At 70.3% G+C, this 14,032-nt stretch carries 13 protein-coding genes and 1 pseudogene; 5 read left to right on the top strand and 9 right to left on the bottom strand.

What is annotated here, in order from left to right:
* Positions 1–384 precede the first annotated feature (384 nt).
* From Sri02f_RS38995 to Sri02f_RS38975, 5 genes and pseudogenes are all read right to left on the bottom strand, one after another.
* A pseudogene (locus Sri02f_RS38995) lies at positions 385–658 on the bottom strand (RICIN domain-containing protein); the annotation flags it as partial.
* 157 nt (positions 659–815) lie between these two features.
* A complete protein-coding gene (locus Sri02f_RS38990; protein WP_109006031.1) occupies positions 816–2,312 on the bottom strand; it encodes a serine/threonine-protein kinase in 1,497 nt (498 codons plus the stop codon).
* A 226-nt stretch (positions 2,313–2,538) separates the two neighbouring features.
* Positions 2,539–3,372: a PIG-L family deacetylase gene (locus Sri02f_RS38985; protein ID WP_109006030.1), complete on the bottom strand. Its 834-nt coding sequence runs from the start codon at positions 3,370–3,372 to the stop codon at positions 2,539–2,541.
* A gap of 394 nt (positions 3,373–3,766) precedes the next feature.
* Positions 3,767–3,991 carry a translation initiation factor IF-1 gene (gene infA / locus Sri02f_RS38980; protein WP_109006029.1) on the bottom strand — a complete coding sequence of 75 codons (225 nt, stop codon included), beginning with the start codon at positions 3,989–3,991 and terminating at the stop codon, positions 3,767–3,769.
* Complete coding sequence (locus Sri02f_RS38975) at positions 3,988–4,779, bottom strand: GNAT family N-acetyltransferase (protein WP_109006028.1); 792 nt, start codon at positions 4,777–4,779, stop codon at positions 3,988–3,990. The genes infA and Sri02f_RS38975 overlap by 4 nt, the downstream gene beginning before the upstream one ends.
* 294 nt (positions 4,780–5,073) lie before the next feature.
* On the opposite strand from Sri02f_RS38975, the gene Sri02f_RS38970 reads away from it, so the two are divergent.
* Positions 5,074–5,451: a hypothetical protein gene (locus Sri02f_RS38970; RefSeq protein ID WP_109006027.1), complete on the top strand. Its 378-nt coding sequence runs from the start codon at positions 5,074–5,076 to the stop codon at positions 5,449–5,451.
* Here Sri02f_RS38970 and Sri02f_RS38965 read toward each other — a convergent pair.
* Positions 5,411–6,460, bottom strand: a complete 1,050-nt coding sequence (locus tag Sri02f_RS38965) for a LacI family DNA-binding transcriptional regulator (RefSeq protein WP_167467702.1) — start codon at positions 6,458–6,460, stop codon at positions 5,411–5,413. The two genes, Sri02f_RS38970 and Sri02f_RS38965, sit on opposite strands and share 41 nt — an antisense overlap.
* Positions 6,461–6,559: 99 nt before the next feature.
* Here Sri02f_RS38965 and Sri02f_RS38960 point away from each other — a divergent pair, with 99 nt between their 5' ends.
* The gene (locus tag Sri02f_RS38960) at positions 6,560–7,702 is read left to right on the top strand and encodes an ABC transporter substrate-binding protein (RefSeq protein WP_109006026.1); all 1,143 of its coding nucleotides are present in this window, start codon (positions 6,560–6,562) and stop codon (positions 7,700–7,702) included.
* A gap of 867 nt (positions 7,703–8,569) precedes the next feature.
* On the opposite strand, the gene Sri02f_RS38950 is transcribed toward Sri02f_RS38960, so the two are convergent.
* Positions 8,570–9,568 carry a helix-turn-helix transcriptional regulator gene (locus Sri02f_RS38950; RefSeq protein ID WP_109006025.1) on the bottom strand — a complete coding sequence of 333 codons (999 nt, stop codon included), beginning with the start codon at positions 9,566–9,568 and terminating at the stop codon, positions 8,570–8,572.
* A gap of 155 nt (positions 9,569–9,723) precedes the next feature.
* Between Sri02f_RS38950 and Sri02f_RS38945 the strand changes: the two genes are divergently transcribed.
* A complete protein-coding gene (locus Sri02f_RS38945; RefSeq protein ID WP_109006024.1) occupies positions 9,724–10,146 on the top strand; it encodes a VOC family protein in 423 nt (140 codons plus the stop codon).
* Positions 10,147–10,199: 53 nt separating this feature from the next.
* Positions 10,200–10,358, top strand: a complete 159-nt coding sequence (locus tag Sri02f_RS44305) for a response regulator (RefSeq protein WP_373865172.1) — start codon at positions 10,200–10,202, stop codon at positions 10,356–10,358.
* 153 nt (positions 10,359–10,511) lie between these two features.
* Here Sri02f_RS44305 and Sri02f_RS38930 read toward each other — a convergent pair whose 3' ends face one another.
* Together Sri02f_RS38930 and Sri02f_RS38925 are read right to left on the bottom strand one after the other, a co-directional pair.
* A complete protein-coding gene (locus Sri02f_RS38930) occupies positions 10,512–12,365 on the bottom strand; it encodes a glycoside hydrolase family 6 protein (protein WP_109006023.1) in 1,854 nt (617 codons plus the stop codon).
* A 177-nt stretch (positions 12,366–12,542) separates the two neighbouring features.
* Positions 12,543–12,911 carry a hypothetical protein gene (locus tag Sri02f_RS38925; RefSeq protein ID WP_159106864.1) on the bottom strand — a complete coding sequence of 123 codons (369 nt, stop codon included), beginning with the start codon at positions 12,909–12,911 and terminating at the stop codon, positions 12,543–12,545.
* Positions 12,912–13,169: 258 nt separating this feature from the next.
* Between Sri02f_RS38925 and Sri02f_RS38920 the strand changes: the two genes are divergently transcribed.
* Positions 13,170–14,032, top strand: an 863-nt coding sequence (locus tag Sri02f_RS38920; protein WP_174855797.1) for a cellulose binding domain-containing protein, incomplete at its 3' end; no start/stop codon positions are given.

The raw sequence follows: 14,032 nt of genomic DNA, 5'->3' as shown, positions 1-14,032 counted from the left end.
GCGAACAGAACTTCGGAACCACGACTGCTGATCACAACGGTATAACGGCAGCGCGCCGATCGCCACCGACACACGCCGGTTTCCCACCCGGGGTTTTCCGTCATGTCCGACATACCGGACGAGTGGACGCTTTTGCCCGCCACGGCCGGCACGAAGCTGGTCGACATCACCTGCGCCGACGGCTCCGGCACCCCCCGAGGGCGACCATCCAGGTCAACGGCCAGTTCACGTACGTCGTGGCCTTCCCGCCGACCGGTCGGCCGCCGCCTACCGCACCGTGTCCGTGCTCGCGCACCTGGCCGAGCACGGCCGACGGCACCAAGGTCATCATCCGGGACCGCACAGGCGGCCCCCACCAGAAATGGACCGCACACCCCCCCGGTGTCAGGCGACCGGGCTGAAAATCCACAGCAGGTTGGTGCTCTGCTGCCACGTCCACTGCTTGGTCACGGACCCCTGCGACGACCATTCCACCGCCGTCGAGGACCAGGCCCGTGCCGCGGTTGGCGATCGAGTACTGGCCCTGGCCCCGGTGGGTGATCCGCCACTGCTGGGTGTCGCTGCCGTCCCATGCCTTCTGCCGGGCCGGGTCACCGTTGCCGGTGGAGCCCCAGCCGTCGGCGACCATGCCGTTGATGCGGTTGACGAGCCTGTAGTACGTGTAGGCGCCCAGGGGCAGAACGGCGCGGGCGCCTTCGTAAGCGACGTCCCGGAACACCGTCGCCGACACGCTCACCGGCATGCCCTGGACCTCGACGCACACCACGGAGTCGTCGGCGTTCGGCGCGGCGGCCGGTCCCGGGAGTGCCCCCCCGTCAGCCGGTTTCGCCCGGCTTCGGGTGCTTCTCCCCTTTCGACGTCACCTTCTCGACTTTCTCCGCCTTCCCGGTCTTATCAACTTTATCGGCCTTATCGGATTTCTCGGTCTTATCAGCCTTCTCGGCTTTCTCCGGGTCGCCGGACTGTTTGCCGGGCGCCGTCGGCTTCCGCCCGGCCTGTGCTCCGCTGCCGGACGTGCTGTCGAAGGACGTGACTGTCGCGTTGACCGGCCTCGGGCTCGCGCTGCCGGACGGAGGCCGGACACTCCGTGCGGAAGTGGCGTCGTGGAGGAGTCCGTCGGAGGTGTCCGGGGCCGAAGCCGAGGGCATCTCGGGGCTCGCGGAGGCGTCGTCCCTGCCGGCGGAGCGACCGTCGGGGCCGGTGCTCTCGGCAGGCCGGGTGACCGCCCGTGTCGTGTTCCCGTCGCTTCCGTGGTGCGGGAAGCCGTCGGTGACGGCGAAAGCGGCGGCCATGACCGTGGCCAGCGCGACGGTTCCGCCCACCACGAGGACCCGGCCACGTGCGGGAGCGGCCTTCGCGGCGGCTCGCTCCGGAGCCGGCAACGCGTCCAGGTGCGTCGCGTCGTCGTACGCCGGTTCCCCACTCCGTGCCGAAGCCGTGGCACCGGCCGCCGGAGCGGTCGGCGCGGCGGGCGCGAAGGGGGCCTCACCGGCCAGGCCGGCCAGCATGCGGGCGCAGTCGAGGGCCGACGGACGGCTCTGCTCGTCCAGAGCGGTCATGTCCCGGAGCAGGACGGCGAGTTCGCCGGGCAGCGCGCCGGGCAGCTCGGGCGGGCGGTGGAGTCGCGCTATCGCCGCTTCGAGAGGGCCGCCGCCGTACTCGAGCCTGCCCGTGAGGCATTCGAGGAGCACGAGTCCGAGGGCGTAGACGTCCGCGGGCCGGCCGACGGGCCGGCCGAGCACCTGTTCCGGCGAGAGGTACGCGGCGGTGCCGACGAGGGTGCCGGTGGCGGTGCGGGTGGTGGCGTCGACCAGCCGGGAGATGCCGAAGTCGGTCAGGTAAGGGCGACCCGAGGCGTCGAGAAGGATGTTGGACGGTTTGACGTCACGGTGAACGACCCCCGCCTCGTGGGCGTGAGCCAGGGCCCGTGCGAGGTCGGCGCCCAGCGACGCGGTCTCTTCGCAGGACAGGGCGCCTTCGGCGATGCGGGCTTTGAGCGTGGAGCCTTCGATCAGTTGCATGACCAGATAGGCGCGGCCGTCATGCCGTCCTGCGTCGTAGGCCGTGACCAGCCCGGGATGCTGCAGTCGGGCGAGGATCACCGACTCGCTCTCGAGGCCCTTCTCCGATTCGAGCCCGGTGCCGGGCCGGAACACCTTCACCGCGACCGCGCGCCTCAGCCGCAGGTCGAAGCCACGGTGGACGTCTGCCGCGCCGCCCGAACCGATGGGAGCGTCCAGGCGGTATCGGCCGGCCAGTATCTCGGCGGTACACCGGGAGGCCAACGCCAGAGCCGACTCGCGGAGCCGCATTCCATCTCCTCTTGCTTCGAAGCACCATTTGCCGCGGGCTCCCGTCTGCCGAGGCACGCCGGACGCGGGTACCCGCCGGACGCCGGACTACCCCTGGACCTTCTCGGCGGCCGGCCCCGGGCGAGATCGCCAGGTCGGCGCCAGGCTGTTCAGCGACCGCGCCGCCTCCGTGCCCGGAGCGGTCCTCCCGGTCGGCGGCGGCCCGGGCAGACGGTGGGCGGGCGGGTCAGCGCAGTCCGGCGAAGAGGTCGTTCTCGGGGACGGCCGCGCCGGTGGTGTCCTGGACGCGTACGAAGGTCTCGACGCCCATCAACTCGGTGAACTTCTCCTGGCCCATCTTGAGGAAGAAGATGTTCTCGCCCTGGCTGGCGTGCGCGGCCAGCGCATCGAACTTCTGGCCGCCGAAGGCGGACGTGTCCACCCAGGTGGTGATCTCCTCGTCGGGGAGTCCGATCTCGGCCATCGCGGCGGCCTCGGCGGGATCCGGCTCCTGTCCCTCCATTCCGAACTCGCGCATGACCTCCCCGAACCGCTGCATCATCGAGCGGGGAGCCGTCGTCCAGTACACCTTCGGTGTCAGCTCGGACATCGCCAGCGCCGCCATCGTGATGCGGTTGGCCTGAATGTGGTCGGGGTGACCGTAGAAGCCGTTCTCGTCATAGGTGACGACGACATCGGGACGGTAGCGCCGGAAGAGTTCCGCGAGTCGGGCGGCGCCCTCCGCCACGGGGGTCTGCCAGAAGGCCCCGGGGGCGTCATTGGTCGGCCAGCCCATCATCCCGGAGTCGGCGTAGTCCAGCATCTCCAGGTGGCTGATCTTCAGGATTCTGCAGCTCGCCTCGAGTTCCTGACGTCGCATGAGGGCGACCGCCGCCGGATCGTGCCCGGGATCGCCCGGCTTGACACCTCCGGGCCCGTCACCGCAACCGCCGTCGGTACATGTCACGAGGACCGTGCGCATGCCCTCCGCCGCGTATCGCGCGAGGACGCCTCCTGTTCCCGTGGCCTCGTCGTCGGGGTGGGCGTGTACCGCCATGAGCGTCAAGGGTGAGTCGGTCATGAATCAGTCCTCCTGTGTGAAAAGGCCCCGGTCCGAGTCCGCGGCGGGCGTCGAGGGGGCGCCCCTCAGTATCGGACGTCGGACGACGGGCGTACCGCGGACCCGGGGCCGTGGATCACGTCGGGACAGCCTGCCGATCTCGGGGCGCCCGCCGTCCACCACGGCGGTCTCGTACCACTGCAACGACGCCGGGCGCACCGGCTGTTCCCGGTGCACACCGGCGGTGAGGCGTCATCGACCTCGGTGGGTCCCGGTCACCGAAGCGCGGTGACCGGGACCCGAGGATCAGCCGTCGCGTCAGGCGCCGAGCCCCGCCCCGCCTGGTCCTGTCGTCCGGATCAGGTCACAGGGCACCGGCGGGACCTGTCAGCGGGGTGATCCGAGCGGGCAGCCGCTAGTTCCGGTACCGGAAGACGATCCGGCCGCGCGTCAGGTCGTACGGCGGGAGCTCCACCAGCACCCGGTCTTCCAGCATGATCCTGATGTAGTTCTTGCGGATCTTCCCGCTGATGTGCGCGAGCACCTGATGGCCGTTCTCCAGCTCCACGGTGAACATGGCGCTGCGCAGACACTCGACGACCCGGCCCTCGACCTCGATGACGTTCCTGTTCCCGGTCATCGCACCAGCTCCAGGTTGCTGCCCGTCGGCCGGGCGCCGATGCCTTCGAACAGCGCCGAGGCCGCCCGGTTGGACTCGTGTACCTCGGTCCAGGCCTCTGCGGCCCCGGCGCGGTGCAGCGTGCCCAGCGTGTGGGCCAGCAACGCCCGCGCGATGCCGCGGCGCTGCTCGTCGGCCCGGACCGCGACCAGCCCGATGCGCGGCCGTTTCACCCTCACCACCCGGATCAGGCCCAGGTAACGGTCCGGCGCCGCGGCCACCGCGTACTTCGACGGGTCGACGACGGTGTCGCCTTCGAGGCCGGCAATGACCTCCGCGGGCATCGACCGCCAGCCGACGGTCGCCTCGACTTCCGCACGGACGGCGCGGTCCACCGCCCTCAGCAGACGCTCGTCCGCCTGACCGGCGGGCACGATCGTCACGCCCGAAGGCGGCAGGACCGCTTCGAGCCCGGTGACGCGCGGGTCGGTCGGCACGACGTACTCCCACTCGCGGCGCCGGACCGCGAACCCGGCTCGCCGCCAGCCCGCCGTCAGCTCGGCGTCGGCTTCGTCGACCACCGTGTACAGCGGCGCCGGCAGTTCCGTCAGCATCGCCTCGGCCAGCCGGTCGAAGGCGGCCTCGTGCCAGGCGTCGATGCTGACGAACAGGCGTCCGTCGGGCCGGTGCTGCGCATGCCCCCGGCCGACCACCAGGTCGTCATCCAGTGCATGCCACTGCCGGTCTGCGACGCGCGTGATCATCACCGCGTTCTCGCCACGGCCTGCGGTGCAAATTTTTGCATTCATCGGAGTCCCCTTCCAGGAGTGCCTCGATCTCAGGCGCTCCTGGCGACACCGAACGTCAGCCGCCGGACCGTGACGGGTTGAGGGAGCACCCACGGGTAACTGTGTTCACGGGGGCTCACCTCCATACGACGATGTCACGGTCCACCGGGAAAGTAGCAGCGGGGCGCGGCCGCCTCAAATCCTTTTCCACGACGGTCTCCAGGCGTCTGCTCGGATGCACGGCGTTGACGTCGATGCGCCGAATCGCGGCAAGCTGCGCTGGCCCCTTGCCCGGCGGGCAGCAACGACCTCCCGATGCCGATCCGCGGCGGCCTCATCACGGCCCAGCACGTGCACGCCGAACTGGGCGAACTCGCCCTCGGCAGGAAAACGGGACGCGGCTCGACGCACCAGATCAACCTCTGCAAATCGGTCGGCGAGGTAGTGCAGAACGCCGCGGCGGCGGCCCTGGTGATCACCGCCGCCCTCGAGCAGCAGCGCACAGGATGGCTGGGCATGTTCGCCATCCGCCTCCCCCTCCTCCGTGATCAGGTGCGCCGGCGGTGCCGCGCGAGCGCGACCGTGGGGACCCGAGCAGCCGTCGACGCGCCGGTCCGACCCGCGACGCACCGCTTCCGCGGCGCCACCGCGCTCACGGCGCCGGCGGTCGGGCGGTGCTCTCCCGGATCATGAGTTCAGTCGCCACCTCCACGCGGGTCGTCTCCGGTTGTTCGCCGGCCAGCAGGCGCAGCACCATCCGGGCGGCCAGTGCGGTCATGTCGGCCAGGGGGGTGCGGATCGTCGTCAGGCGGGGGGTGACCCAGTCGGCGAAGGGCAGATCGTCGAAGCCGACCACGCTGACGTCGACCGGGACGCGCAGCCCCAGTTCGGCGGCGGCCCGGTAGGTGCCGAGGGCCTGGTGGTCGCTGCCCGCGAAGATCGCCGTCGGACGGTCGGGCAACGCCAGCAGCTCAAGGGCGTGTTGGTGCGCGAGGCCGTGGGTGAAGTCGCCGTAGCGCACGAGCCGCGGGTCGAAGGGCAGGCCGGCTTCGGTCAGTGCCGAACGGTAGCCGTCGACCCGTGCCCGTGAGGTGAGCCGACGCTCCGGGCCGCTGATGATCGCGATGCGGCGGTGGCCCAGCTCGACGAGGTGGCGGGTCGCGGCCAGTCCGCCGGGCCAGTTGGTCGTGCCCACCCAGGGCGTGCCGGGGGCGGGCTCGTCGATCGGTGCGACCAGCGCGTACGGAATGCCCAACCGGTTCAGCTCGTCGTGCTGTTCGGGCGTCAGGTCGGGCACCACGAGGATTGCTCCGCGGGTCGGACGGGTGGCCAAGGAGTCCAGCCACTGCCGGGCGCGTCTGGTGCGGCCGTGCGTGGAGGAGACGACCATGCCCATTCCGGCGTCGTGCAGCACGTCCTCCGCGCCCCGGATGAGTTCCACCGCCCAGGGGCTGTCGAGTTCGTTGATGACGAAGTCGATCAGTCCGCCGGGCGGGGCCGCGGTGGCCGACGGGCGGTGTTTCGCGAGATAGCCGTGCTGTTCGAGCAGGCGCTGCACCTTGGCCCGCGTCTCCGCCGAAACATCGGACCTATTGTGCAGCACTTTGGACACTGTGGACACCGACACGCCTGCCTGTTGGGCGATTTCGGCCAGCGTCCGCCGCCTCGCCTGGTCGGATCTTGTCCCAACCGTTGACGTCATCCGATGAATCTCCTACGTTTCCGGGGCGATCGCGTTTTGCGAAACTTATCGCAATCCTCGTTCCCGGAATACGGCTCCCCCGTGAAAAGGTGGTCCCCCATGAAGAGACGGCGCGCGGCTTCCCTGGCCGCGGCCCTGGCTCTGGTGCTCTGCGGATGCGGAGGAACCGGTGGCCATGCCGACGGCGGTTCGGGCGGCGGCGAAGGGGAGTTACTCGTCTGGGTGGACAACACCCGCATGCCCGCGGCCCAGCAGTACAGGAAGGAGCACCCCGACCTGAAACTGCGGATCGTGACGATCCCGCCGGACGCGGGCTACGTGCCCACCAAGATCTCCCTCGCCAACCGGACCGGCAGCGGCTGGCCCGACGTCGTCTTCCTCGCCAACCCCGCCGAGGCGGCCACCCTCGCCGGCCGGAAGTTCGGCTACGCGGCCCCGCTCGACACCCTGGTCCCGAAGTCCGTCCGCGACGGCTTCACTCCGGGGTCCCTCGACACCTGCACCTTCGGCGGCAGGACGTATTGCCTGCGCAACGACATCTCCCCCACCGTCCTGTGGTACGACAGGACTCTCATGCGGCGGTACGGCTACTCCGTGCCCACCACCTGGGCCGCTTACCAGCGGACCGGGCTCAAGGCGGCGAAGGAGCACCCCGGCACCATCGTCGGTGCCGTCAACGGCAAGTACGGCGCCGGTATCTACTTCGGCAGCAGCGGCTGCCCCACCCGCGACACCCTCAGCCTCACCAAGGTCCACATCGACCTGACCCGACCCGAGTGCACCCGGGTCGCCGACCTGCTGCAGCCCCTCGCCCGGGAGAAGGCCGTCACCACGGTCGTGCCCATCGACCCCGCCTTCTCCAAGTTCGGCGAGGGCGAGAAGATCCTGATGCTGCCCGCCCCCGCCTGGTTCGGCGACTTCATGTTCGGCCCCGCGTTCAAGGTGCCCAAGGGCAGGATCGCGGCCGCCCCCATGCCGACCTGGCCCGGCGAGAGCAAGCCGTACGCCGGACAGGTCGGCGGCGGCGCCCTCCTCGTCTCCGCGCACGCCGGTGAACGCACCAAGGACGCCGCGGACCTGGTGCGCTGGATGACCACCGACGTGAACCTCCAGTCCAAACAGCCCACTTACCCCGCCTTCGCGGCAGCGGCGAGGAAGTGGGGTGAGGCCAAAGTCGTGCGGGCCACGGCAAGCATGAACGGTGACCGGCGTCTGCGTGATCTCGCCGCCGCCGGCGCCTGATCGACGGCTCGGTCCCGCCGTTCCTCAGCCCCCGGCGGGACCGATGGCTTCCCGACGGCCCGTGGACGCGGCCACCTCTGCGCCCCTCCCTCTGGGAGTCACATGGCGCTCCAACCGCCGAACAGGGGGCAAAGCTTGATTGCCGGCGCGCACGGGGGCGGCGAGATGCCGCCCCCGTGCGCGTCCGTCAATGGCGGGCCTGGATCTTCAGGTCGCCGCGGGTCTGTACGCGGATGTGGTCACTGGCGAGCATGGCGTGGGGGAAGCCGAGATCTATCGCGCTGACCTCGTCCAGGCGCGCCATCTGGGACGTGGTGAGGTCGACCTCACGTCGTCAGCGAGATCCGGTCGATGCGCGCGGAGGACTTGGCGATGTCCGCGCCGGTGAGGTAACCGCTCGACTGCCGCGGCGTACGGCGCGTTCCCGCTGTCGGGCCGGGACCTTGGCAGACGTCCCTTGGCCTCGCCGGCCCGGCAAGCAGACCAAGAGACGTCGCCGATCCGTTCGACGCGCGGCGGCGCGGTCCAGGGCGGGGTGGGCCGTGGTCGTCATTGCGGTGCCGCCTCGGCGTCTGTGTCCTCGTAGGCCCGGCTGGTGAGGAAGGTCAGGAGGTCGCGGACGGACAGTCCGGTCTCCGCCGGGTGCCTCAAGGTGCGGCGAGGTGGCCGTGTACTGGGTGCGCCGGTCGACTCGTTCGGGCAGGGGCGGCGTTCGACGTCGTCAGCGTCCGCCGGGTCTGACGTGGAAGGGTCTTGAGGGCCCGTCATGACGCACGAGCCTCTTCTGCGTTCTCGGGTCACGTCTGGCTGAGCGCTGGGTCAGTCCGGCAGGTGGGGAGGGCTTGAGCGGCGCGGCGCGTTCTGTTCTCACGGCGTCGGACCGATCTCTGGTCCTGTGGTGCGTGCGGCGCGAGCGTAGCGGGCGGCGAGGTCTGCGAATGCCGTGGCCAGTTGAGGTGGGCCGATGACTTCGATATCGGTGTCGAAGCGGCCGATGGCGGCGGCGAGTCCGGTCCATGACCAGGAGCCGAGGATAAGTCGGCAGTGGCCGGGGCTGAGTTCCTCGACGATTCCGTCCTGGGCGAAGGGTGCGACGTTGGCGGCCGGGAGGTGGAGGATGACTTCGCCGTGGCAGGGCCAGTCGGTGGTGGTGCCGTCGTTGCCGCGGAATCGGCTGGTGATGAAGGTGGAGACGTTGCCGCCGGGCAGTTCGCGCGGGGCGAAGCGGGGGCCGGTGGGTGTGCGGGGCCGGATGCGGCCGACGCGGAAGGTGCGCCAGTCCTCGCGGTCGAGGTCCCAGGCTACGAGGTACCAGCGATTACGCCAGGTGACCAGGTGGTGGGGTTGTACGCGGCGGGGGTCATCGGCTGAGGCGCTCGGTCCTGGGGTGTAGTCGAAGCGCAGTTCCTCGCGGGCGCGGATGGCGCGGCTCAGGTCCACCAGGACCTGAATGTCGGCCTGAGGAGTGTCGCGGGTCGCGGGCGGTTGGACGGCGGTGATGCGCAGCAGGTCGATGCGGTGACGTAGGCGGGGTGGCATGACCTGGCGGAGAGTGGCCAGGGCGCGGGTGGCGTCTTCGGCGACGGTGGTGCCGGTGGCTGCGGTCTGCAGCGCGACGGCCAGGGCGACGGCCTGGCCGTCGTCGAACAGCATGGGTGGCATGTGAGTGCCGGCCCCCAGTCGGTAGCCGCCGGCCGGTCCTTTGACCGTCGTGATCGGGTAGCCGAGTTCGCGCAGCCGGTCGATGTCACGACGCACGGTGCGCGAGGTGATGCTCAAACGCCCGGCGAGATCCTCGCCGGACCAGTCGCGGTGCGTCTGAAGCAGCGAGAGCAGCGCGAGCAGCCGGGAGGAGGTTTTATGCATGCGATCCATTTTCACTGCAGTAGAGGACACAACCTGTCCTCTACCTCCGTCAGGGTGGCACACGAGCCGTCCGGGAGGCATCGCTCCTGGTAACGGCGGCCGCCGGGCTTGGACGGTCGGCGGCGTATTCGCCACATCGAGGCAAGGAGCAGGTCATGTCCGTCACGACCACCACTCACCTGAACTTCCGGGGCGCTGCACGTGAGGCGCTGGACTTTTACCAGTCCGTCTTCGGCGGACGTACTGTCGCGGTCACCTACAAGGACGCGGGCGCCGTGCAGAACGAGAGCGAGGCGGACTGGGTGATGTGGGGCGAGGTGGCCGGCGACAACGGCTTCCACGTCATGGCCTACGACGTGCCCTCGCCACTGCCCTGGAACCAGGGCGAGAACCCGTTCTTCGTCTCCGTACGCGGTGACGACGCCAAGGAGATCAGCGCCCTGTGGGGCAAGCTCGCCGAGGGCTCGACCATCGTGCGTCCGCTGGAGCCCGCGCAGTGGGCACCGCTGTACGGCATGCTCAGCGACCGCTTCGGCGTTACCTGGGTCCTGGACGTCACCGCCCCGTACAACGGCTGATCCAGCCGATCTGACGTGCCTGCGCCGTCCGGGCCGCCGACGGCCTCCAGGCGATCGAGCAGGCCACCGCCCACCGCATCGACGTCGCACTCGTCGACGTGCGCATGCCCCGCATGGACGGCTTCACCGCGCGCCGTCAAGGCGCACGTCAGCCGCATCCTGACCGCACTGGACGTCACCGACCGCGTCCAGGCCGCCCTCCTGGCCCATGACGCGGGATTCACCGCCGGAGAGAGCCGGGACCGGAAGCGCGAAGGGCGGCCCGCGGCGGCCGCGACGCGGTGGTGCGGCGGTACGCACGTGGTTCCGCCGGGTCCGCTCCTCCGCGAGGACCGGACCCGGCGGACGCTCACCGCGTCAGGGGGTCACGGCAGCGGCGGGTAGGCGTTCTGCATCAGCTGCTGGAACTGGGCGGAGAACCAGTGTCCGGCGAGCGGCGAGTTCGGCAGTGCGCCCGTGGGGTTGTTGCCGTTGCGGGCGTTGCCGCCGTAGGTGGGGTCGCACATGCGGTCGAAGCCCTTGCCCTCGTCGTTGGGGACGGCGGCGCTGTTGCCGTCCGACTCCCCCGGCGGCTTCACCCACACGTAGGCGTCCACGCCGGCGGCCGGGGCCGCGGTGGGCCGCTGCCCGAGTCCGGCGCCGCTCTGGTTGCACCAGTTGCCGGCGTGGATGCGCCGGTCGATCCGGCTGCCGTTGACATAGGCGTCGACGGAGGTCGTCGGGCCGGGACCGGCGGGCCGGGCGGAGCCGCCCCAGCCGTCGCGGGAGGTGTCGATCAGCATGCCGAGGCCGGAGTCGAACCCGGCGGCGACGAGCTTGTCCCGCAGTCCCTGCGCGAACGACTGCTCGTCCACGTACTGGTTCCAGTCGACCCACTTCGACTGGCGGACCGTCTGACCGCCCACCGTGTCGGTGACCTTGAAGTTGGGCTCCTTGACGGGGCTGTAGTTGGCGGTGTTGACGATGAACCCGGCCACGTCGTGGACGCTCGCGCCGTTGCTGGTCGCCACCTTGGCGAACTCCTGCACCGACGGGGCGAGGTTGCTGTCCCAGCCGAGCCAGCCGTGGTGGCCGGCGTCGATGTAGTTGTAGACGTTCGCGAGGGCGCCCAGCTTGTCGAGCGCGTAGGAGACGCCCTTCTCGTAGTTGCCGTTGCTCTTCATCGTCACGCAGGCGTCGGTGGTGGTGTTGGTGCCGCCGGCGTTGGTGACCAGGTTGGGCAGCGAGTCGGGCTCGATGACCGTGGCGATCCGCAGGCCCGCGTACTTCGGGTCGGACAGGATCGAGGCGATCGGGTCGATGTACTGGCTCTTGTACTTGTCGAGGTCGTTCGGCCCGAGTTCGCCGTTGGAGGCCAGGGCGGCGCAGTCACGGCCCGGCAGGTCGTAGATGACCAGCTGGACGACGAGCTCGCCGGAGCCCTTCTGCTTCAGCGCCTCGTCCAGGTGGGCGCGCAGGCCCATGCCGCCGGCGACACCGGTGATGGCGGCCATCCGGTCCAGCCAGACGGCGGTGGGCTGGTTGGCGATGCGGCTGCCGCCCGGCTCGGCGGCGGCCTTGGCCGACCACTCGGGGTTCGCATAACCCTTGGCGCCGACATAGGGGTTGGCGACACGCCCGTCCGTGCCACCGCCGTCGTCGCCTCCCGTGCCCCCGCCCGTACTGCCGCCGGTGTCACCACCGGTGTCACCACCGGTGCCCCCGCCCGTACTGCCGCCGGTGTCACCACCGGTGCCTCCTCCCGTGCCGCCGCCGGTGCCGCCTCCCGTGCCTCCGCCGGTACCGCCGCCCGATCCGCTTCCGTCATCGGCGTTGCAGGTCACGCCGTCGAGGCTGAAGGTGGCGGGAACGGCGTTGGCGCCGCTGTAGGCGGCCTGGAAGCCGAAGCTGACGGAACCGCCGGTGCCGAGCGTGCCGTTGTAGCTCTCGTTGGCGGCCGTGACGGCGGCCCCGCTCTGGGTGACCTTCGCGTTCCAGCCGTTGGTGATCCTCTGGTTGCCGGCGTACGACCACTTCACCGACCAACCCGACTTGGCAGCGCCGTTGTTGGTGATCGTCACGGCGGCGGTGAAGCCGGTGTCCCACTGGTTCTGCACCTTGTAGTCCACCGTGCAGGGCACGGCGGCGGCGGCCCCGGCCGGCGCCGTGAGGAGCGCGGCTCCTGAGGCTCCGGTCAACAGCGCCAGCGCGGCGAGCAAGGAGGTGTTGGTGCGACTCATGAGAGTGGTTCCTTCTGCTTTGGGGATTTCTCCACGGGTTGAGCAGGCGCAGGTGATCGCGCGGCTCGGTGCCCCACGACGCCGGTGCGGCTCGTGGTCGGTGATCAGGAAGGGCTCACTGGTGCAGTCCGGTGGTCGCGGACCGGCCCGTGCGGGGTCGTTCGGGGTCGTTCGGGGTCATTCGGGGTCGTCGGACCGCTTCGGGCGGCCCTTGCGCGGCACCATGGCACGGGAGGCCACCGGGTACGGCTCCGGCTCGGGGTGCTGCCGACGCTCCGTCAGCAGGTGAGTCGGTCCGGCTTCGCGTGCCCGGTGGTTCTCCCGCCGTCGGCGGCGGACGGGAGCGGGCTTCCCACTGCCCGCTTCCGCATGCTCATCGGTGACTCTCACCGATCCCTGGATGCCGTTGTGCCGCCGGCCGGCGACGGTGTGCTCCACCGCGCGGGGTGTCGCTCCCTGCTGCGGGACCATCGGGACGGCCGACGTGCCGACGAGCGCGTCTGCGGCTGCGGCAGCTGAGCGGTGTGAGGGTGGGGGGTGTCGCATGAGCGACTCCTTGCAGCTTGGCGCGCCGTGATCGGTGCGTCGACTGATTGGAACCGCTCCCACTGGTGCGAAGGAAGTTAGCGCCAAGCGGCGCGGTTGCACAGAGGGAACGCTCAACTTCCTTTGAACTGAACGCTTCTGTGCTTTCGACTCTTCAAGCTCCTTGACCGCCGCCACCCGCATCCCCATTATGGGAGCGCTCCCACTGGCCAAGACTTGTCCTTCCCCGAGCCGCAAGCCGCTAGGAGGAACCAGTTCATGGATCCCGGACGCAAACGCAGGACCCTTCGGCGGGTGTGGACCGCCGCCGCGGCCGCACTGGCCCTGCCCCTGTCGATGCTGGCCACCGGCGCGACGGCCGCGCGTGCAGCAGGTGTTCAGTGCAGCGTGGACTACAAGACGAACGACTGGGGCTCCGGCTTCACCGCGGACGTGACCCTCACCAACCGCGGCACGGACGCCGTCAACGGCTGGACGCTGACGTACGCCTACACGGGCAACCAGAAGCTGTCGAACGGCTGGAACGGCAGCTGGGCGCAGTCCGGTCAGCAGATCACGGTGAACAACGCCTCGTACAACGGGACGATCGCCGCGGGCGCGGCGGTCAGCACGGGCGCGCAGTTCACCTACAGCGGCACGAACGCCGCTCCCGCGAGCTTCTCGGTCAACGGCTCCCCCTGCGTCGGCGCGCATCAGCCGCCGATCACCGTGCTGACCAGCCCGACCGCGGGCGCCGTCTACACGCAGGGCGAGGCGGTGCCGCTGGCGGCCACGGCGGCGGCCGCGGACAACGCGACGATCAGCAAGGTGGAGTTCTACGACGACACCAAGCTGCTGGGCACGGACACGAGCGCGCCGTACACGCTCTCCGCCACCGACCTGGCCGTAGGCAGCCATTCGCTCATCGCCAAGGCGTACGACAGCCTGGGCGCGTCCGCCGAGTCCACCCCGGTCGGCGTCACGGTCGCCTCGGGCCCGACCGTGGTCACCACGCCCACCCAACTGGGCGTCCAGCAGGGCAAGACGGCCACGTACGAGGTGAAGCTGTCCAAGCAGCCGAGCGCGAACGTGACGGTGACGACGGCTCGCGCGAGCGGCAACTCGGGCCTGTCGATCACAGG

The organism is Streptomyces rishiriensis (genome assembly GCF_003112535.1).
Taxonomy (GTDB): domain Bacteria; phylum Actinomycetota; class Actinomycetes; order Streptomycetales; family Streptomycetaceae; genus Streptomyces; species Streptomyces rishiriensis.
This window is presented reverse-complemented; position numbering and strand designations above follow the sequence as displayed.

Coding starts and splice junctions, on each gene's coding strand:
- infA (WP_109006029.1), bottom strand. CDS start 3,991: ATGACCGGGAACAGGAACGTCATCGAGGTCGAGGGCCGGGTCGTCGAG.
- Sri02f_RS38950 (WP_109006025.1), bottom strand. CDS start 9,568: ATGCATAAAACCTCCTCCCGGCTGCTCGCGCTGCTCTCGCTGCTTCAG.
- Sri02f_RS38965 (WP_167467702.1), bottom strand. CDS start 6,460: ATGACGTCAACGGTTGGGACAAGATCCGACCAGGCGAGGCGGCGGACG.
- Sri02f_RS38925 (WP_159106864.1), bottom strand. CDS start 12,911: ATGCGACACCCCCCACCCTCACACCGCTCAGCTGCCGCAGCCGCAGAC.
- Sri02f_RS38990 (WP_109006031.1), bottom strand. CDS start 2,312: ATGCGGCTCCGCGAGTCGGCTCTGGCGTTGGCCTCCCGGTGTACCGCC.
- Sri02f_RS38970 (WP_109006027.1), top strand. CDS start 5,074: ATGCCGATCCGCGGCGGCCTCATCACGGCCCAGCACGTGCACGCCGAA.
- Sri02f_RS38960 (WP_109006026.1), top strand. CDS start 6,560: ATGAAGAGACGGCGCGCGGCTTCCCTGGCCGCGGCCCTGGCTCTGGTG.
- Sri02f_RS38930 (WP_109006023.1), bottom strand. CDS start 12,365: ATGAGTCGCACCAACACCTCCTTGCTCGCCGCGCTGGCGCTGTTGACC.
- Sri02f_RS38975 (WP_109006028.1), bottom strand. CDS start 4,779: ATGAATGCAAAAATTTGCACCGCAGGCCGTGGCGAGAACGCGGTGATG.
- Sri02f_RS38985 (WP_109006030.1), bottom strand. CDS start 3,372: ATGACCGACTCACCCTTGACGCTCATGGCGGTACACGCCCACCCCGAC.
- Sri02f_RS38945 (WP_109006024.1), top strand. CDS start 9,724: ATGTCCGTCACGACCACCACTCACCTGAACTTCCGGGGCGCTGCACGT.